Origin of the sequence: Paenibacillus hubeiensis, assembly GCF_032334105.1 — a bacterium.
GTDB classification, from domain to species: Bacteria; Bacillota; Bacilli; order Paenibacillales; family Paenibacillaceae; genus Paenibacillus; species Paenibacillus hubeiensis.
In genome coordinates this window covers 132569-149611 of sequence record NZ_JAVYAE020000004.1, presented here as the reverse complement: position 1 = coordinate 149611, position 17043 = coordinate 132569, and the positions used below count along the sequence as shown (strand labels likewise).

Here is a 17043-nt window from a genome sequence, read left to right as displayed (position 1 = left end):
CACTCCTATCCAATAACTGTATTGCTCGGAATGAGCAATGACCGCTTATGTAAGCGGTCTTTTTTTTGTTTTTAGAAAATAAATTTCGCAAATGTGCAACCTTTTAGCAGGTATGTTACGTCATTAAATAATGTGTGAAACAAAAACCGAGCAAATCGCGGTTATGGTCGCCAAAATGGCCGCATATAAATGTCAGGTCGGACTTCACTGGATAGCACTGGATTTGCCAGAGTGCTGCAGACCGTTGTACAATATGTACTGTTATGTAGAAACGTTGGGGAAATTACCATTACATAGGGGAAATTGACGAATGACCATGCTTCGGCATGGTTTGCATATTCCATGCGGTGAATACCGCAACTTTTTTGTGCCTGTTCGGTAATAATGAGTAGAGTCGAACGGGGAGAAGCACATGGATGGGCGAGGAGGGGTCGCACTCAAATGACGGATTCCCAGTTGATTCGTGAAATCAAGGAAGGTAACCTGGAGTTATATTCCGAGCTGATGCGCCGTTATCAGCGTAAAATACTGGCTTTTGTATATCATATGTTGAAGAGTTCCAATATGGAGCTGCTTGCAGAGGATCTGTGCTCTGAGACATTTTATAAGGCGTTTCGCAGCCTGCACTCGTTTCGCGAGGTGGATGCATCTTTCTCTACTTGGTTGTACACCATCGCGCGCAACACGGTGCTAAGCGAGCTTCGCAAACAGCGCAGCGGCAACGTGCCGCTCGAAGAGAGCGGGGTAGTTCCGGTTGCTCCTTCGGAGAATGCGCCGGAGCACGCCGTGTTGCGAAGTGAACGGGTAACGCTGGTGAGAGATGCCATAAACAATTTGCCTGAGAAGCAGCGTTCGGCCATCATACTTCGTGAGTATGATCAGTTGGACTATCAGGAAATCGCCAGCATTCTCGGACAAAGCGTCAGCTCCGTGAAATCGCTGTTGTTCAGAGCGAGATCCAGCGTGAAATCCCAATTGGAGCCTTATTTCTTCGAACCGGTGTACGAGCCATATGAAGGGATGAAAAACCGATGAATTGCGATGAAGCCCAGGAGCTGTTTGCTTATATCTGGGATTTGCCGGAAAATCATCCTCAGCGGCTAGCGTTCGATGCCCATTTAGCCGGATGCAAGGAATGTTCGCAGCAGTTCGAAGTCTGGGAAGAAGCCCGGATATTGTTGCACAGCATACCTGAGCCGGTTACGGAGCAGCAAGCGGAACGAGTCAACCGCAACGTGATGGACCGGATATATGCGGAGTCTCCATGGCTGCTGCCTGAAGAGGTGAAAGTCAACCGGTTCTCTGCCGCACTTCGAAAGCACATGTCTTTGTGGATTGCCGCGTTTATGGCCATTTTCCTGTGCAGCTTTTTGTACATGGCCATGTTTAAGCCGGATGTAACGGAAGCCGAGAAGCCAAGCGTGCTCACTACGGGCATTCTGGAAACGGCTGTAGCGGGCGGAGATTCGTCTTCATCCGTGATGTATCAGTACAGCCTGTCCGGTATGGACCGGGGCAGTATTGTCGAACCACTGGTCGTAAGCATGGGGCCTGCCTATCCTCAATATTGGATGGGGCTATCCTTGCTTGCCATTGGAATGGCGTTGTTCTCGCTTGGGCGCATGCATCGGACGACGAGCAAACGGAAGCAGCGTTCCGGTCCCGAGACGACGGCTGTCTAACGAATGGAGAAATGAGGGATGAAATGCGGATTGGGCTGATTCGTCACGGTCTTACCGATTGGAATGCCGCAGGACGCATTCAGGGACAGACGGACATTCCCCTGAATGCCGAAGGCAAAAGGCAGGCAGAACGGCTGGGGAGCCGTCTGCTTGCAGAGGAACAGCAATGGGATTTCATCATTACAAGCGGCTTGTCCCGCGCGCAGGAGACGGGTGAAATTTTGTCCGGGATGCTCCATGTGCCGATGCTTGAGCCGGATGCACGCCTGAAAGAGAGAGGGTTTGGCCAGATCGAGGGCCTTACGTCCGAAGAACGTGTTTCCCGCTGGGGTACCGACTGGGAGACGCTGGATCTGGGACAAGAGAAGGTTGCCGATATTCAGCTGCGGGCAGTTGCATTTTTGGAGGATCTCTGGTGTGCCCATCCGCACAAAAACATCCTGATCGTAACTCACGGTGCCCTGCTTGCCAATTTGTTGGCCGCTTTGTTCAAGGATCGATACTCAGAACGAATCGGCAACTTGTCTTTGACCATTCTTGAGAAAGAGAAGCACGATTGGACGCCGCTGCTGTACAATTGCACACGTCATTTGACATTGGATACCGTAAAACAACCTGACTAACCCATTCAGGTTGTTTTTTTTGTGTCTTTTTCACTTCAGCATGGGATCGGGAGGTCCATATTCTTCTGAGCAACCAAATCTGAGCATAGAATAGTAAAAAAAGAATGAAAGATTTGCCGACTGCAGGTTTAGATCATGGAAATTCCGTCAACGATGTTTACAAAACCAAACTACTACAGGCCCCGAATCAGCCGACAGTAGTCAACGGCGAGGCGATGGACCCATGAATCTAGCGGATATGCTAACGTTTGCCGATATCGGCCAGCTTAACCGAATCGCGGATTATTACAACTGCAAATGCAAGCCCAATTCCAAACATGAACTCATCCAGAGCATTCTCACTACATTGGGCAACAGGCCTTTTTTTGAAAAGCAGGTTTCCGAACTGGACTGGCCCAATCGACGTTTCTTAAACCTGCTGCTGTTTGATTCGCGCCAATATTTCGGTATGGAGGAGCTCATTGCGATTGCCCGGCAATCGCTCGAGAAACAGGAGGGCGATGCCGGCATGAGTCCCCGTGACCTGATCGTGCGGTTCAGCAAAAGCGGATGGTTGTTTAACGGAACCACCCAACAAACCAAATACCTGTATCAGGTTCCGCAGGATTTGAAGGCGAGATTTCGAGACGTGCTGGCAGCCCATTTGAAAGAGGGGATCGAAACAACGGATGAACCCGCCATGTACAGGGACGAGCATCATCTGCTTGCCGAGGACCTCAAGCTGTTTTTGCAATACGTATCGAGGCATGACATCGCATTGAATGCCGAAGGCATGATGTATCGCCGTTCCCAGATGCAAATCATGGAACATCTGCACATCCGGGAGACATTGGTGGGAAAAGCGGGATGGAGATTTGGATACGGGCGTTCATTCAAGGATTACCCGGACCGTTTTGCTTTCATTTACGACTATGCCTACCACCATCGGCTTATCCGGGAAAACAGGGATGGGCTGGAGTTGACGTCGGAAGGTGAGGACAAGCTGGTTACCGAAAACGGCAGCGAGATGGTCCAGATGTTCCGATTTTGGTTAAGACTCTATAAAGGGGCCATTCCCAATTTGGCTTCCGTGGTGTACTGGATCGGGGAATGCGCGCGAGAATGGTCAACCTCGAGCTCGCTGTTTCATCAGATCGGCCCCTTGATCCAGCCTTTTTATTACGATACGCCAGAAGCCATATTCGATCAGCGGATCACCAAAATGATGCTGCACTTGGGTATGCTGCGCATCGGGGAGCACTCCGGCTTGCGCACGATGCAAATGACGGCATGGGGTTCGCGTCTTGCCGCATCCTGTCGGGCGCTATCGGGCCATCAGGCGCCAGTTGTGTTTGACAAGTGAGGGATCACTTGCTACAATCACTCCCAAATTAAGGAGTGATATGAATGATAATTCCGTACAAAGGGTTAAGCCCGATATTACATCCCTCGGTATACTTTGCTGAAGGAGCCAAACTCATCGGGGATTTGCGAATGGGTGAGGGCTCGACCGTCTGGTTCAACGCAGTGCTGCGTGCCGATTTGGCGCCCATCATCATAGGCGAGCGCTGCAACATTCAGGATAATGCGGTCGGTCATGTGAATAAGGGGCAGCCGCTGATCATGGGGGATGACGTTTCCGTAGGGCATTCGGCCATCGTGCACGGCTGCCATATTGGAACAGGTTCACTGGTCGGCATGGGCGCCATTCTTCTCAATGGAGCCGAAATTGGCGAATACACGCTGATCGGGGCCGGTTCTGTTGTTACTGAAAATGCAAAAATTCCGCCCTATACCCTTGCTTTGGGAACGCCGGCAAAAGTTGTGCGCGAATTGACGGACGCCGATTTGGAACGGATGTCCCGAACTTCAAGTGGATACGTTTCCAAAGGAAGGGAATATAGGAGCTCTTAAAACCGTTTTGGAGGTGCATCCTATTGGATAAAATGAAAGCTACGTATGAAGTCATGTTGGGGCTGGCTGCTGAGATGGTATGGGACGAAGCGCTGCGCAAACAGCGCAGTGAAAAGCTGTATATGGAAATCGACAAGGCGTTGGCTACAGGAGACAAGGTAGCTTTCCGGAATCTGACGGATGAACTGAAGGCCATAAACTGAAGAGCTGAAAGTAAAAAAATATCTAGTGTTGTAAAGTAACCACAATCTATAAAAAGAGAATGCGCAACCGGCGCATTCTCTTTTTATATGAAATTCTAAGTGCCTGGCTTTAAGGCCTATATAGCTATATAGACTGTCTTATATAAGCATTAAGTGAACGATAGAAAACGCTATGAATATATCCAGTGTTCAGGTATAATATGGAAATAAAATGGATGGAAAGGAGTCTTCGGGAAATGAAATTCAGTGAAATGTCAAAGGATAGCTGGGCTGAACTGCAGTTATACATGGACACTTGCCTGATTCCTTACACGGCGTTGTCTGGAGGGAGTTCCCCGGCGGAGGCAACCGAAGCATTGGAACGGCTCAGAGATTTTCTGGATTTGGTTGAAATTCCTTTCAAAGGTCGAATCATGACGTATCCGGCTGTTCATTACACGTTTCCGGAAATGTCAAGGAATTTGAACTTGCTTGCTGAACAATTGAAGGCTTCCGGATTCAAATTCGTGGTGATCATGTCTGCCGACGGCGAGTTGAACCCGAAACAGATTCCCGCTGCAGATCTTGTTTTTTGCCGTTCTGAAGGTGTTCGGGAGGCTGGAGAGCAGGCGCTAAGTACATATATCGGCGAAAAAATTCGTGAGTTGTGGAGAAAGTGAATTTCTGGTGACAAATGTGACAAATTATCAACAATTTTATAATAACGCTTACAACACTACCTTAAAAATGTGTGACAAATTCTTGACGGTGTTCTAGGGCTACTATATGATTATGTATGTTCTAGTAAGTCATGGAATTTATGAAAATGAAAACGTATGCGAAACTTGGCTGAAAAAGGGGGTTGGAGACATTATGAGCAGCGAGCATGATGACCAGCACGAAGCCATGGACAAACCGCCAAGCCGAAAGGAAATGTCGCGCAGGCAGTTTTTGACCTACACGCTTGGAGGAGCCACGGCCTACATGGCCGCTGGCGCCATTCTTCCCATGGTCCGTTTTGCGGTGGATCCGATTTTGCAGCACAAGGGCGAAGGAACGTCCGTCAAAGTGGCAGAAATCAGCAAGATCACGAACGAACCTCAGGAATTTACGTTTGAATTAAAGCAGCAGGATGGCTGGTATTTGAGCAATGCCTCGTTGGTAGCCTGGATCCGTAAGGATGAGCAAGGCAAAATTTATGCGCTCTCGCCGATTTGCAAGCATCTGGGCTGCACCGTCGGATGGAACAGCGACAAAAATTATCCCGACGAGTACCATTGCCCCTGCCATGGCGCGCACTATGACAAGGAAGGAAAGAATCTGGCCGTTGCCCCGAAACCGTTGGACGAATACGTCGTCAGAGAAGAGCAGGGCTGGGTGTATCTCGGCGAGATCATTCCGAATACCCGGGTGAAATAGGAGGCGTGAAAGCGGATGTTTAAAAATGTCTATGACTGGATCGACGAACGTCTTGATATCACGCCCATATGGAGGGATGTCGCGGACCATGAAGTTCCCGAGCACGTAAACCCCGCGCATCATTTCTCGGCATTCGTGTATTGTTTCGGCGGATTGACGTTCTTTATTACCGTAATTCAGATTTTGTCAGGGATGTTTCTGACGATGTACTATGTGCCCGATATCATCAATGCCTATGCCAGCGTCGAGTATTTGCAGACAAAGGTTGCCTTTGGACAAATCGTGCGCGGGATGCATCATTGGGGAGCCAGCCTGGTTATCGTCATGATGTTTCTACATACGATGCGCGTGTTTTTTACCGGTTCGTATAAAGCGCCGCGCGAGATGAACTGGGTTGTCGGCATGTTGATCTTTTTTGTAATGCTTGGTTTGGGATTGACAGGTTATTTGTTGCCTTGGGACAACAAGGCGTATTTCGCGACCAAAGTGACGCTCGAAATCGCCAACACGGTTCCATGGCTGGGACCGATCATCAAGGAGTTCCTGCAAGGCGGTACCATCGTTGGTGCGCAGACGCTGACACGCTTTTTTGCCCTGCATGTATTCTTCCTCCCCGCAGTGCTTCTGGTGCTTCTGGTCGGACACTTCATCATGATCCGCAGACAGGGCATTTCGGGACCTTTATAAACGTAGAAGGGAGGAATTGCGATGGCTCACGGACACAAGTCCGATCAACCGGAGAAGCAGGAAAAAGTCGTTTATGTTGGCGACTCGAGGGTCCGTAAAGGCAGCGGCTTTATTACTCCGCCCGACTATACGGCGTATCCCGGCAAGTCCGAAGCGTTTATTCCTAATTTTCTGTTAAAGGAATGGATGGTTGGCGTCGTTGTACTCGTCGGCATATTGGTTCTGACCATTTCGGAACCGGCTCCGCTCGGATATCCGGCTAACCCGAGCGCATCGGTCATTCCGATGCCGGACTGGTACTTTTTGTTTCTCTATCAGTATTTGAAGTACCCGTACGCCTCAGGCGACTATGTGTTGCTTGGCGTGTTAGGCGTCAGCGGCGTTGCTTTTGGAGCTTTGTTGCTGGCACCGTTTCTCGACACGGGCAAGGAGCGTCGGTTTTATAAACGCCCTATTGCGTCCTCGCTTATGATTTTGTCGGTGATTTCGGTATTCTATCTGACCAATGTCGCTTGGACTCATTACAAGCATGAACTGGAGGCAACCGGACAGAAACCGGAACATATCCAGCGTGAAGAGGAAGCCCGAGAGAAGCACGAACAGGGGCTTCCGACGTCCAATGCCCCGGGCCAACAGCAGGACATCGCGATCGTGGATAAGGACAATCCGGCAATGGAAACGTTCAAAAAGGCTGGTTGTGTGAATTGCCATGCAGCGGACTTGAAGGGATCTGGCGGACCTACGCTTCGCGGCGTAGGCGACAAGCACAGCCAGGAGGAAATCCTGACCATCATCAAGGAAGGTTACAACAGCATGCCTGCCCAGTATGAAAACGCGATAGCCCAAGGCCTGACGGATGAGGATATCAATCAGTTGACGGCATGGTTAGCCAGTCAAAAGGCGGAACAATAAACATCGGCACTCTAATGAAACCTGATCGTGGATACGGTCAGGTTTTTTTGGTAAGATCAAAAGGCGCGGCAATAGGCTGAAGCCGCAGGAAGAAAGTATAGCAAGCCGCAAGAAACATACACACGTTAACGGAGAGGCAGAACCAATCTGGAGAAGCAAAGGGATTATAGCGGACGGAAGATGGTAATGCACTCGCAGTGACCGGGAGTGATTGATTAGTGCGGTTTCTATGTTTCTATAGCGCATAAAGGAAGTTTGAATGGAAGGGGCAGCGACATTGGCTTTATCGTATTTTTGGAGTCGGGAATTTTTGACGAATCGTTATTTTCTATGGCTTCTTTTTTGGTGCAACGCAGTAGGAACGGTTTATGGATACATATGGTACGGAGACCAGCTTGAACAGACCTTGGCCGAACAGCCCTTGTGGCAAATCGTGTTTGTGCCTGACAGCCCGACGGCAAGCCTGTTTTTCACCTTGTCGCTGCTGTGGGTGCTTTACAAGCCGCAATCCAGGTTTCTAAACCGAATCGGCCATGTCATTCAAGCATTGGCGGTTGTCACTTCGGTTAAATACGGTGTATGGGCCAGTTCGATTATTTTTGCAGGCTGGTCGTTTGGCGGACCGGTCTCCTGGCAGCACTGGATGCTGATTGCCTCTCACGGAGCCATGGCGGTGGAAGCATTGTTTTACGTTCGATTCTTTGGTTTTCGCTGGGGAGCGCTTCTCTTTGCAAGCGTATGGACGTTGTTGAACGATACGATGGACTATACATACGATATTTTCCCATGGTTGCCGGGAGCGTTGATGCCATACGTGGCTGGCGTTCGAAACTTCACCATTGGACTCACGCTGGCAAGCATTCTGGCTGCCTGGCTTGCGTTGAGACAGGCAAAGCGAGCTTAAGCGATCCGATCCAGATCTTACTTATGGCTTTGTTCTAAGGGCAAGTCCTCTGCCATACATTGATGGTGGGGGGATGTCCATGGAAAAAAAATTGATTGCTCAACTGCGACGATTGGCATTGTTGTTCACCGTGCTGTCGGCATGGACGTGGACAAACTTGTCATCCAGCGTGTCTGCACAGGATAGCGGGGAAGTTGGTCGAACGGATCAGGGAGTAACGGTCAATCATTCGATTCAGCAGCTGAATGAAGCCGCGGCAGCCCTTTACAGGCATGTGTTGGACAAGGATATCGAACAGGTGCAGGAGGGCATTTCGCGCATTAGCCAAAGGCTGGAGCATATTTCGTTTGACGGTCAGGCCACCGTGGAGGGAATTCATGCGTTAACCGAAACGGTGGTTGAAGTGAAGGAGGCGGCAGCCCGGGTCAGAAACGATGAGGTTTCCTTGCAGCAGGCCTCCGCCAAACTGCGGCTGGCCGCTGACAGCCTTGCGAATCCGGCCAAGCCCTTGTGGCTGCAATATTTCAAAATTATGCAAAATGACCTGCAGGCATTAACTCTCGCTGCGGAACAGCGCGTTCGTTCTGACGAGCTCGCAGGTCTATTCAATGCGTTGGAGGAACATTACGAGACCATTCGGCCTGCTGCACTCATTCGTCGTGAGCCTTCCCAGATTGAGCAGCTGGATGCATGGCTTTCCCATATCAAAGGGTTGGTCACGTCCAAACAAACTGATTGGGGACAGCTGAGAAGCATGTTTGAACATGGAAGCGAGCAAGTAAACCTACTGTTCGGCAGGGAAAAGGACGAGAGTGCTTTCGTCGCTTTCGTGGATGGACCTGACCGAAGAACGGCAGGATTGCTGATCACTTCTGTGATCGTCATCGCGCTCGGATATGCCGGATATCGAAAATACCGGGCGCAGCAGGATGGAATCGTACCATTTCAACGCTGACCGCCGAACAACCTCTGTTCACAAGAAGCCTTTCGCGGAGAAGCCTTCTTGACGGCAGAGGTTGTTTGTTGTCGTTACGCATCGTATCCGGGCTGAATGTCAGCTTTCTTTAAAACCTTCGCCATGCACATCATGCACGTCGTTAATAATGACAAATGCACGAGGGTCGATGGAGCGGACGATCGTTTGCAAACGCCTGAATTCCTGACGCGAGATCACGCAATACGCCATATGTTTTGCTTGCTTGGAGTATGCCCCGATGGCTGGAATAAGTGTGACGCCGCGGTCCATATCACGCGTAATCTGTTCCGCGATCTCGGGCGCGTAATCGCTGATAATCATGAATGCACGCGCCGAGTAGGCCCCTTCCTGAATGAAGTCGATGACCTTTGAAGCGATGAACACAGCAACGAGCGTGTACAATATTTTTTCTTTGGGAATGTAGATCAAGGAAAGGCCGATGATAATAAAGTCGATTCCCAAGAGTACTCGGCCCATGCTCCAGCCATACCTGCGGTTTAAAATGCGGGCGATAATGTCGGAGCCCCCTGTCGTACCCCCCCAGCGAAACACAATGCCCAGACCTGCGCCCAAGGTGACGCCGGCATACAGGGCTGCAAGCAAGAGATCGTTCTCTGTATGGAGGGGCTCGATCCATCCTCCGTGAATCATCTTCTCGAATAACCATAGAAACACGGTAAGGGAGCCGATTCCGATCCCCGTGTAGATCATCTGTTTTCCGCCAAGAATTTTTAAACCCAGCAAGAACAGGGGGATATTGATAATCAAGGTCGTGAGTGACGGCGAAATGCCGAACGCGTAATTCAGAAGCACAGTGACCCCGGTGACTCCGCCTTCCATCAGCTTGTTGGGAATGATGAAATACAGGAGGCCGAATGCATATAACGCCGTGCCCAGCAAAATGGGCAATACGATTTTGAATTGCGACCAGACTTTGGCATTGCTCATAGGTTTCTCACTCCAATATGTAAATTGATTTATATTCCTTCGCGAATATGTGATTGATTAGTGCGATTTATATAGTATACCTGTTTAACGGTGGTTTCAAAAATGATTTGTGCACGCCGATGGTGGAAGTAAAACGCAATAACTGATATATTAGGAACAAATGAAAGTTGAAAAATTCAATATGATTAATTTCAAAAGGGGAATCCGTTCTCATGGAGAAAAGCATCGCAGAAATGCAGCGCGAAGTAGACCGTTACATATCCCAATTCAAGGAGGGATACTTCAGTCCGCTGGCGATGCTTGCCCGCATGTCTGAAGAAGTGGGCGAGCTGGCACGGGAAGTCAATCATCAATTCGGTGAAAAGCCCAAAAAGGCTACCGAAGAGGACAACTCCATTGAGCTTGAACTCGGCGATATTTTATTCATTACGATTTGTTTTGCGAATTCTCTGGGGATCGACCTTGCGGAGGCGCACGACAAAGTCATGCATAAATTCAATACCCGGGACGCTAATCGCTGGACGCCAAAAAACACCGATTAGGCCTTGATTACATATGCTGTACCATCACCCTATAGGGGGAGGGACAGTGTGCATGATGAAACCCGAGGACTATTTGCAGCGGGCCTACCGTTGTATTTTGCAAAATGATTTTGAACAGGCGATCCGTTGGTTCGAGACAGCCATCCTTGCTTATCCGGGACATGCGGAACTGTATTACCGCTGTTCGATTACGCAGGCCCGCAGCCAGCATTTGAGCTCTGCGCTTGAATATGCTCGAAAAGCGGTGGATTTGTCCGGCGGTACGGAAGAGTATCTTCTTCATTTGCATACGCTTGAGGCCAAGCAGCGGACCAATCAAGCTAAGGCCTTGTTGGAGCAGGGGGACGGCAAATCGCCGGAGCACTGCGTACAGGCAGTCGCACTGCTGTCAGAGGCGATCCGTTTGGATTCGTTGCAATTGGAAGCGCATGTTTTGCTTGCGCTTGCGTATATCGAGCTGAACGAATTCAAACGTGCATTGAGCACGGTGCGCGAAGCGCTTGCGCTCGATCCTCAGAATGTACAGCTGCAGCAGCTGTTACAGCAGATCAAACAACGTATGAAGTCCATTCATTAGAAATCTCGCCCGTGAGCATTTCACGGTCACGAGAAGGGAAAACATCGAACGAACAATAGTGAGGAGTTGCAGCTAAGATGAGTGAAGTAATTCGAGTTGCCGTAATCGGAGCGGCAGGCCGCATGGGCCGGGAAGTTGTAAAATTGGTCCTCCAGGATCCAGAGCTTGAACTGGTCGCGGCGGTCAACCGTTCCGGTGCGGGCCTCGATGCAGGCACTTTGGTAGGTTTGCCTGAATGCGGGGTTATCATTACAGACAATATCGAACAGGCTTTTGCACAGGCAAAACCCGAGGTCATGGTAGATTTCACCATCCCTAAATTCGCTTACCAACATACGGAAATTGCCATACGTCATGGCGTCAGACCTGTAATGGGAGTGACCGGTTTTACGCCAGAGCAAATTGAACAGCTGGACAAGTTGTGCACCGAAAAAGGAATTGGCGGACTGATCGCACCCAACTTCTCGATCGGCGCCATTTTGATGATGCGTTTCGCGGCGATGGCGGCCAAACATATGCCGAATGTCGAGATCATCGAATATCATGGTGATCAGAAGCTGGATGCGCCTTCGGGAACGGCCGTCAAAACGGCCGAGTTGATCGCGGAGACACGCAAAGAGTTCCGTCAGGGAAATCCGAACGAAGAAGAGATCATCGAAGGATCGCGCGGAGGCTACTTTAACGGGTTCCGAATTCATAGCGTGCGCTTGCCGGGGGTGTTTGCACAACAAGAAGTAGTGTTTGGCGATTTCGGGCAGACGCTGAAAATCAGGCATGATTCTTACGAACGCGCAGGCTATATGCCAGGCGTCAAGATCGGCATACAGAAAGTGATGCAGTATACGGGGCTTATTTATGGATTTGACCATTTTATCGACTAAAAGGAGACCGTCATCATGTTAAAAATCGCATTTATCGCCCATGATCGCAAGAAAGAGGAAATGGTGAATTTCGTGACCGCCTACGAATCCGTATTCGATGGTCACCAATTGTACTCGACGGGCACGACGGGGCTTCGCATCATGGAAGGCACGTCGCTGCAAATTCATCGCTTCGAATCCGGCCCGCTTGGCGGAGACCAGCAGATCGGCGCGCTCGTTGCCCAAAATGAGATGGATTTGATCATATTTTTGCGTGATCCGTTGATGGCCCAGCCGCATGAGCCTGACATTAACGCACTGCTTCGTTTGTGCGACGTACAAGGCATTCCGCTGGCAACCAACATCGCGACGGCCGAAATATTGGTGAAGGCGCTGGATCGCGGTGATTTCGCTTGGAGGGAACTCGTACATAAATACAAGCCCGAAGCGGGAGTAAATGCAGGGGATTCCCAATGAGCCTCGATATCCTTGTTTTCGGGGCGCATGCGGACGACGCCGAGATCGGCATGGCCGGAACGATTGCCAAACATACCGCGTTGGGATTGAAGGTCGGGATATGCGACTTGACGCGCGCGGAAATGTCGTCCAACGGCACGGTAGAGCGCAGGGCCGAGGAAGCGGAGGAAGCCTCCCGCATCCTCGGTCTTTCGTGTCGAACCAATCTGGCTTTGCCAGACCGGGGGTTATATATTACGCCGGATAACGTGCAGGCCGTGACCGCCGAAATTCGCCGCCAAGCTCCTCGCATCGTGTTTGCGCCTTATTGGGAGGATCGTCATCCCGACCATGTCATGTGCAGCAAACTGGTGCAAGAAGCCGTATTTAACGCCAAACTGAGAAATTACATGCCGGACATGCCTGCCGTGCAGGTGAAGGAGCAGTATTTTTATTTTATCAACGACATTGGACCTACGGATTTGATCATGGACATTACGGAATACTACGCGCAAAAGGAGAATTCGCTGCGAAGTTACCGCTCCCAGTTCGAGATGGAGGCGGGTTCTGTAGCTACGCCGCTGAATGCGGGTTACGTGGAACGGGTAAAGGCCAGAGATTCCTTACTGGGGCAGCGGAGCCAGATCGCATATGCCGAAGGTTTCGCAACGCTGACGCCTTACGTCGTTCAAAGGTTCGGCGATTCCGTTTAAAATCATCGTTGTCAATCAGGCAAGATAGCCTGTTGTGAATGCATATATTTTATTTTCCGTTGCATCATTATCAACCTGCAGATCAGCAGGAGAACAAGGGGGCGTCCAACCGGATGGATCAAAAGCTGAAAATCGGGATTACCTGTTATCCGTCCCTCGGAGGGTCTGGCGTTGTCGCAACGGAGCTCGGCAAATTGCTTGCCGAACAGGGGCATGAGGTTCATTTCATAGCGAACAGCATCCCGTTTAGATTGGGCACATTTCAAAGAAATATTTTTTACCATGAGGTGGAGGTCAACGATTACTATGTATTTCGATACCCGCCTTACGACCTGTCTCTTGCGACCAAAATGGCGCAGGTAGCCAAATCTCAACAACTCGATCTGTTGCACGTGCACTATGCCGTACCGCATGCCGTTTGTGCCTTTTTGGCCAAGCAAATGGTCGGCGACGATCTTAAAGTCGTAACGACGCTGCATGGGACGGATATCACCGTCCTGGCTCAGGACGAATCGTTGAAGGACCTCATCCGTCTGGCCATAAACGAAAGTGATGCCGTAACCGCCGTTTCCCGCGATCTGATCCGGGAAACCGTGGACTTGCTGGATATTCAGCGGCCCATCGACCTGACGTACAATTTTATCGATAAAAGGGTGTATTACCCGCGTGACGCCGCCAGTTTGCGCAGGGAATTCGCCGCTCCGCATGAAAAAATACTGATGCATATTTCCAATTTCCGTCCGGTAAAGCGGACGCAGGACGTCGTTGAAGTGTTCCGTCAGGTGCAGGAGCAGGTTCCGGCGAAGCTGCTGTTTGTCGGAGAAGGACCGGACTTGCCGAAAATCCAATGGAAAATCAACGATATGGGACTGGGCGACAAAGTTCAGTTTCTGGGAAAACAGGACGATATCGCTCAAGTGATCTCCATGGCTGACGTGCTGCTGCTCCCTTCCGAAAAGGAAAGCTTTGGACTCGTGGCCCTCGAAGCCATGGCCTGCGGCGTGCCGACCATCGGATCGCAAGCAGGAGGCATTCCGGAGCTTGTGCTTCACGGCAAAACGGGCTTCCTGTCGCCGATCGGCGATACGGCTTCCATGGCCGACAACGCGATCCGTTTGTTGACGGATGACCGTTTGACCGCTGAGTTTAGAGAAGCTTGCCTGAAACGGGCTCACCATGATTTTTGCAACGACGCCATTCGTCACGAGTATGAACAAATTTATTATCGGGTGCTCGGGCGTGAAGTGCCTGACCTGAAACCGGTTTGCGGTTGATTCCAAAGGGTAGAGGCCGTTGGAACGAAGCAGCCGCTGCCGGGAAGTAATGAGGTGAATGATGTGATCCAGTGGACACATGTAGAAGATCGGGAGATGGCACGGCAAAGCGAAAACGTGTTGCGCATATTGAACGAGAATGGTTATGAAGCGTACTGGGTTGGAGGATGCGTTCGGGATGAACTTCTCGGCCGAGCCGTGGACGATATGGATATTACGACTTCGGCCGCTCCGGAACAGGTGATGGAATTGTTTCCGGACTGCATCCCGACAGGGCTGCAGCACGGGACGGTGACGGTGCGGTCCGGAGGATGCTTTTTTGAGGTAACGACGTTTCGAACCGAATCGGAATATAAGGACAGCCGCAGGCCGTCCGCCGTGCAATTCGTCAAGGACGTGAAAGAAGACCTTCAGCGGCGGGACTTCACGATGAATGCGCTGGCCATGGACATAAACGGGAAGGTCGTTGACCCTTTCGGAGGACAGGACGACATTCGTCATCGGTTAATCCGGTGTGTGGGTGCACCGAACGAACGCTTTGGCGAGGATGCGCTGCGAATGCTTCGCTGCGTCAGGTTTTCCTCTGTATTCCATTTTCGGATCACCTACAATACATGGAAGGCCCTTGTGTTGCAGCGTGAGCTTCTGCAGCATATCGCGATGGAGCGGGTCCGCACGGAAATGGTTAAAATGATGGCAGGACCGCATCCGTTACGCGGTTTGGAGCTGTTGTTCCGGAGCAAGGTGCTGGAACATGTCAAAGCTCCGGTCAGCGCTGAACGGTTCTCCCGAAAACGTTTGGGCGAGCTCGGTAAACTGGCCGGTGAACGTGCCATCTTGCGCTGGTCGCTGTTGCTGTTGTCCGGTGGTTATGCGTGGGACGAAGCGGATGTCCTGCTTCGCGATTGGACATTTTCGAATGACGATCGTGCCCGCATTACCGGCGTATTGCGAGTGGAAGATCACGTTCGTAATCTGATCAAGGTTCATCATGACGATCGGGGCTTACGGTCCGAATGGATTACCGGCGTGTTGACCTACGGAGATCGGGCGACCCGGGATTGGCTTCACATCCAGCCGCTTCTTCCTGAGCGTTGGCGGGACGAGAAGGAAGAGGAAAACGCGCGGCTTAGGGTTTTGCATGCACATGCTGCAGAGTGGAGCGATTCCATGCAGGTTCATGCATTAAAGGACCTCGATGTTACGGGGGAACATGTGTTACGGCTGCTTGATCGCAAGGGAGGACCTTGGCTTGGGCAATTGATGAAACACTTGCTGAAGGAAGCAGCGATCGGAAATATAGCGAATCAGCAGGAAGCGCTGGTCGCTGAAGTAAAGCGGGTGAGTAAGCTTGACCAAGCATGAGGAATTGCTGAATATGCTGCTGAATTCCGGAGACGAATTCGTGTCCGGGGAGGAAATCAGCCGCAACTTGTCTATTAGCAGAGCAGCGGTCTGGAAACAGATCAACAAGCTGCGGGAGCTGGGGTATGAATTTGAGGCAGTATCCCGCAAAGGATATCGGCTCGTTTCCAAGCCGGCCAGCATTGACGCAGCCGCGCTCCAGTTGGCCCTGAAAACGACCGTTTTTGGCAGAAAGACGGTCCTGCTGAATTCGACCGTATCGACGCAAGGCGAAGTCCAGAAGCTGGCCGAGGAAGGGCATGAAGAAGGCATCGTTGTCCTGGCAGAGGAGCAAACTGGGGGCCGGGGCCGCTTTGGTCGAAAGTTTTATTCCCCTGCAGGAAAGGGTATCTGGATGAGCTTGCTGCTGCGTCCGGATCTGCCCCTGCAAAGCACGCCTCAGCTGACACTGCTGGCGGGGGTGGCTGTCTGCAGGGCCATTCGGGCATGCACAGGGGCGGACGTCGGCATCAAATGGCCGAATGACCTGTTGATCGGCGGCCGCAAAATGTGCGGCATATTGGTGGAATCGGCGGTGGAGGACCACGTCCTGCGCTATTGCGTGGCCGGCATCGGCGTGGACGTCAATTTCGAGGAGAACGACTATCCGGAAGAGCTGAGATCGATCGCCACCTCCATTCGAATGGAGACGGGACACGTGGTCGATCGAGCCCCACTGGCGGCAGCCATTCTTAACGAGCTGGAAGGGTTATATTCCATGTACAAAAAAGATGGCTTCGGCATCATTGCCTCGCTCTGGGAAGCGTTATCGGTTACCGTTCACCGGCAGGTGAAGGTGTATAATGCGCAAGGCTCGATCGAAGGCCGTGCGATCGGCCTTGATCCTTCGGGCGCTCTGCTCGTGGAACAGGATAACGGAGAACGCGTTATGGTCGTTTCGGGAGAAATATCGCTGATCGACTGAAAACATTGTCGAATATCGGCAACTGAAGTGAACATTTACGCGTGAAGTTTGGGCAGAACTCTGGTA

Annotated in this window: 21 protein-coding genes; 20 read left to right on the top strand and 1 reads right to left on the bottom strand. The window is 51.1% G+C overall.

Annotated features, from left to right (window positions below; all coding sequences use genetic code 11):
* The first annotated feature begins 441 nt into the window (after window positions 1–441).
* The 12 genes from RSX24_RS13950 (at window position 442) to RSX24_RS13895 (ending at window position 9257) form a co-directional block, all read left to right on the top strand.
* Window positions 442–1035, top strand: coding sequence for an RNA polymerase sigma factor (locus RSX24_RS13950; RefSeq protein WP_236419765.1), 594 nt, complete (start codon window positions 442–444; stop codon window positions 1033–1035).
* A complete protein-coding gene (locus RSX24_RS13945) occupies window positions 1032–1682 on the top strand; it encodes an anti-sigma factor family protein (protein WP_236419763.1) in 651 nt (216 codons plus the stop codon). The genes RSX24_RS13950 and RSX24_RS13945 overlap by 4 nt, the downstream gene beginning before the upstream one ends.
* Before the next feature lie 23 nt (window positions 1683–1705).
* Window positions 1706–2305, top strand: coding sequence for a histidine phosphatase family protein (locus RSX24_RS13940; RefSeq protein WP_236419761.1), 600 nt, complete (start codon window positions 1706–1708; stop codon window positions 2303–2305).
* 223 nt (window positions 2306–2528) lie between these two features.
* The gene (locus RSX24_RS13935) at window positions 2529–3647 is read left to right on the top strand and encodes a hypothetical protein (RefSeq protein ID WP_236419759.1); all 1119 of its coding nucleotides are present in this window, start codon (window positions 2529–2531) and stop codon (window positions 3645–3647) included.
* A gap of 44 nt (window positions 3648–3691) precedes the next feature.
* The gene (locus tag RSX24_RS13930) at window positions 3692–4198 is read left to right on the top strand and encodes a gamma carbonic anhydrase family protein (RefSeq protein ID WP_236419757.1); all 507 of its coding nucleotides are present in this window, start codon (window positions 3692–3694) and stop codon (window positions 4196–4198) included.
* Between the two features lie 23 nt (window positions 4199–4221).
* On the top strand, window positions 4222–4401 hold the full coding sequence (locus tag RSX24_RS13925; RefSeq protein WP_236419755.1) for an IDEAL domain-containing protein: 180 nt from the start codon (window positions 4222–4224) through the stop codon (window positions 4399–4401).
* A 236-nt stretch (window positions 4402–4637) separates the two neighbouring features.
* Entirely contained in the window at window positions 4638–5060 is a 423-nt protein-coding gene (locus tag RSX24_RS13920; protein WP_236419753.1) for a DUF2487 family protein, read from the top strand.
* 193 nt (window positions 5061–5253) lie between these two features.
* Complete coding sequence (locus tag RSX24_RS13915) at window positions 5254–5799, top strand: QcrA and Rieske domain-containing protein (RefSeq protein WP_236419751.1); 546 nt, start codon at window positions 5254–5256, stop codon at window positions 5797–5799.
* Between the two features lie 15 nt (window positions 5800–5814).
* Window positions 5815–6486, top strand: a complete 672-nt coding sequence (gene qcrB / locus RSX24_RS13910; RefSeq protein ID WP_017687726.1) for a menaquinol-cytochrome c reductase cytochrome b subunit — start codon at window positions 5815–5817, stop codon at window positions 6484–6486.
* A gap of 21 nt (window positions 6487–6507) precedes the next feature.
* The gene (locus tag RSX24_RS13905; RefSeq protein ID WP_343260951.1) at window positions 6508–7398 is read left to right on the top strand and encodes a c-type cytochrome; all 891 of its coding nucleotides are present in this window, start codon (window positions 6508–6510) and stop codon (window positions 7396–7398) included.
* A 277-nt stretch (window positions 7399–7675) separates the two neighbouring features.
* The gene (locus RSX24_RS13900) at window positions 7676–8302 is read left to right on the top strand and encodes a DUF1405 domain-containing protein (RefSeq protein ID WP_343261063.1); all 627 of its coding nucleotides are present in this window, start codon (window positions 7676–7678) and stop codon (window positions 8300–8302) included.
* 79 nt (window positions 8303–8381) lie between these two features.
* The gene (locus RSX24_RS13895; protein ID WP_236419747.1) at window positions 8382–9257 is read left to right on the top strand and encodes a sporulation protein YpjB; all 876 of its coding nucleotides are present in this window, start codon (window positions 8382–8384) and stop codon (window positions 9255–9257) included.
* 99 nt (window positions 9258–9356) lie between these two features.
* Here the strand turns inward: RSX24_RS13895 and RSX24_RS13890 are convergent, their stop codons facing one another.
* Entirely contained in the window at window positions 9357–10226 is an 870-nt protein-coding gene (locus RSX24_RS13890) for a YitT family protein (protein WP_236419745.1), read from the bottom strand.
* A gap of 212 nt (window positions 10227–10438) precedes the next feature.
* Between RSX24_RS13890 and RSX24_RS13885 the strand changes: the two genes are divergently transcribed.
* The 8 genes from RSX24_RS13885 (at window position 10439) to RSX24_RS13850 (ending at window position 16977) form a co-directional block, all read left to right on the top strand.
* Entirely contained in the window at window positions 10439–10768 is a 330-nt protein-coding gene (locus RSX24_RS13885) for a nucleotide pyrophosphohydrolase (RefSeq protein ID WP_236419743.1), read from the top strand.
* Window positions 10769–10820: 52 nt separating this feature from the next.
* The gene (locus RSX24_RS13880) at window positions 10821–11345 is read left to right on the top strand and encodes a tetratricopeptide repeat protein (protein WP_236419741.1); all 525 of its coding nucleotides are present in this window, start codon (window positions 10821–10823) and stop codon (window positions 11343–11345) included.
* 77 nt (window positions 11346–11422) lie between these two features.
* Window positions 11423–12226 (top strand): 4-hydroxy-tetrahydrodipicolinate reductase, encoded by an 804-nt coding sequence (gene dapB / locus RSX24_RS13875; protein ID WP_343260950.1) that lies wholly within the window; start codon window positions 11423–11425, stop codon window positions 12224–12226.
* Window positions 12227–12241: 15 nt separating this feature from the next.
* Window positions 12242–12682, top strand: coding sequence for a methylglyoxal synthase (gene mgsA, locus RSX24_RS13870; protein WP_236419736.1), 441 nt, complete (start codon window positions 12242–12244; stop codon window positions 12680–12682).
* The gene (gene bshB1, locus RSX24_RS13865) at window positions 12679–13374 is read left to right on the top strand and encodes a bacillithiol biosynthesis deacetylase BshB1 (RefSeq protein ID WP_236419734.1); all 696 of its coding nucleotides are present in this window, start codon (window positions 12679–12681) and stop codon (window positions 13372–13374) included. The genes mgsA and bshB1 overlap by 4 nt, the downstream gene beginning before the upstream one ends.
* Window positions 13375–13487: 113 nt before the next feature.
* Window positions 13488–14648, top strand: coding sequence for an N-acetyl-alpha-D-glucosaminyl L-malate synthase BshA (gene bshA, locus RSX24_RS13860; RefSeq protein ID WP_236419732.1), 1161 nt, complete (start codon window positions 13488–13490; stop codon window positions 14646–14648).
* A 54-nt stretch (window positions 14649–14702) separates the two neighbouring features.
* Complete coding sequence (locus RSX24_RS13855) at window positions 14703–16013, top strand: CCA tRNA nucleotidyltransferase (protein WP_343260949.1); 1311 nt, start codon at window positions 14703–14705, stop codon at window positions 16011–16013.
* Complete coding sequence (locus tag RSX24_RS13850; protein ID WP_343260948.1) at window positions 16000–16977, top strand: biotin--[acetyl-CoA-carboxylase] ligase; 978 nt, start codon at window positions 16000–16002, stop codon at window positions 16975–16977. The genes RSX24_RS13855 and RSX24_RS13850 overlap by 14 nt, the downstream gene beginning before the upstream one ends.
* The last annotated feature ends 66 nt before the right edge of the window (window positions 16978–17043 follow it).

What these genes read in the sequence shown, in the direction of transcription:
- RSX24_RS13950 (WP_236419765.1), top strand. Translation starts at nt 442, where the DNA reads ATGACGGATTCCCAGTTGATTCGTGAAATCAAGGAAGGTAACCTGGAG.
- RSX24_RS13945 (WP_236419763.1), top strand. Translation starts at nt 1,032, where the DNA reads ATGAATTGCGATGAAGCCCAGGAGCTGTTTGCTTATATCTGGGATTTG.
- RSX24_RS13940 (WP_236419761.1), top strand. Translation starts at nt 1,706, where the DNA reads ATGCGGATTGGGCTGATTCGTCACGGTCTTACCGATTGGAATGCCGCA.
- RSX24_RS13935 (WP_236419759.1), top strand. Translation starts at nt 2,529, where the DNA reads ATGAATCTAGCGGATATGCTAACGTTTGCCGATATCGGCCAGCTTAAC.
- RSX24_RS13930 (WP_236419757.1), top strand. Translation starts at nt 3,692, where the DNA reads ATGATAATTCCGTACAAAGGGTTAAGCCCGATATTACATCCCTCGGTA.
- RSX24_RS13920 (WP_236419753.1), top strand. Translation starts at nt 4,638, where the DNA reads ATGAAATTCAGTGAAATGTCAAAGGATAGCTGGGCTGAACTGCAGTTA.
- RSX24_RS13915 (WP_236419751.1), top strand. Translation starts at nt 5,254, where the DNA reads ATGAGCAGCGAGCATGATGACCAGCACGAAGCCATGGACAAACCGCCA.
- qcrB (WP_017687726.1), top strand. Translation starts at nt 5,815, where the DNA reads ATGTTTAAAAATGTCTATGACTGGATCGACGAACGTCTTGATATCACG.
- RSX24_RS13905 (WP_343260951.1), top strand. Translation starts at nt 6,508, where the DNA reads ATGGCTCACGGACACAAGTCCGATCAACCGGAGAAGCAGGAAAAAGTC.
- RSX24_RS13895 (WP_236419747.1), top strand. Translation starts at nt 8,382, where the DNA reads ATGGAAAAAAAATTGATTGCTCAACTGCGACGATTGGCATTGTTGTTC.
- RSX24_RS13890 (WP_236419745.1), bottom strand. Translation starts at nt 10,226, where the DNA reads ATGAGCAATGCCAAAGTCTGGTCGCAATTCAAAATCGTATTGCCCATT.
- RSX24_RS13885 (WP_236419743.1), top strand. Translation starts at nt 10,439, where the DNA reads ATGGAGAAAAGCATCGCAGAAATGCAGCGCGAAGTAGACCGTTACATA.
- RSX24_RS13880 (WP_236419741.1), top strand. Translation starts at nt 10,821, where the DNA reads ATGATGAAACCCGAGGACTATTTGCAGCGGGCCTACCGTTGTATTTTG.
- dapB (WP_343260950.1), top strand. Translation starts at nt 11,423, where the DNA reads ATGAGTGAAGTAATTCGAGTTGCCGTAATCGGAGCGGCAGGCCGCATG.
- mgsA (WP_236419736.1), top strand. Translation starts at nt 12,242, where the DNA reads ATGTTAAAAATCGCATTTATCGCCCATGATCGCAAGAAAGAGGAAATG.
- bshB1 (WP_236419734.1), top strand. Translation starts at nt 12,679, where the DNA reads ATGAGCCTCGATATCCTTGTTTTCGGGGCGCATGCGGACGACGCCGAG.
- bshA (WP_236419732.1), top strand. Translation starts at nt 13,488, where the DNA reads ATGGATCAAAAGCTGAAAATCGGGATTACCTGTTATCCGTCCCTCGGA.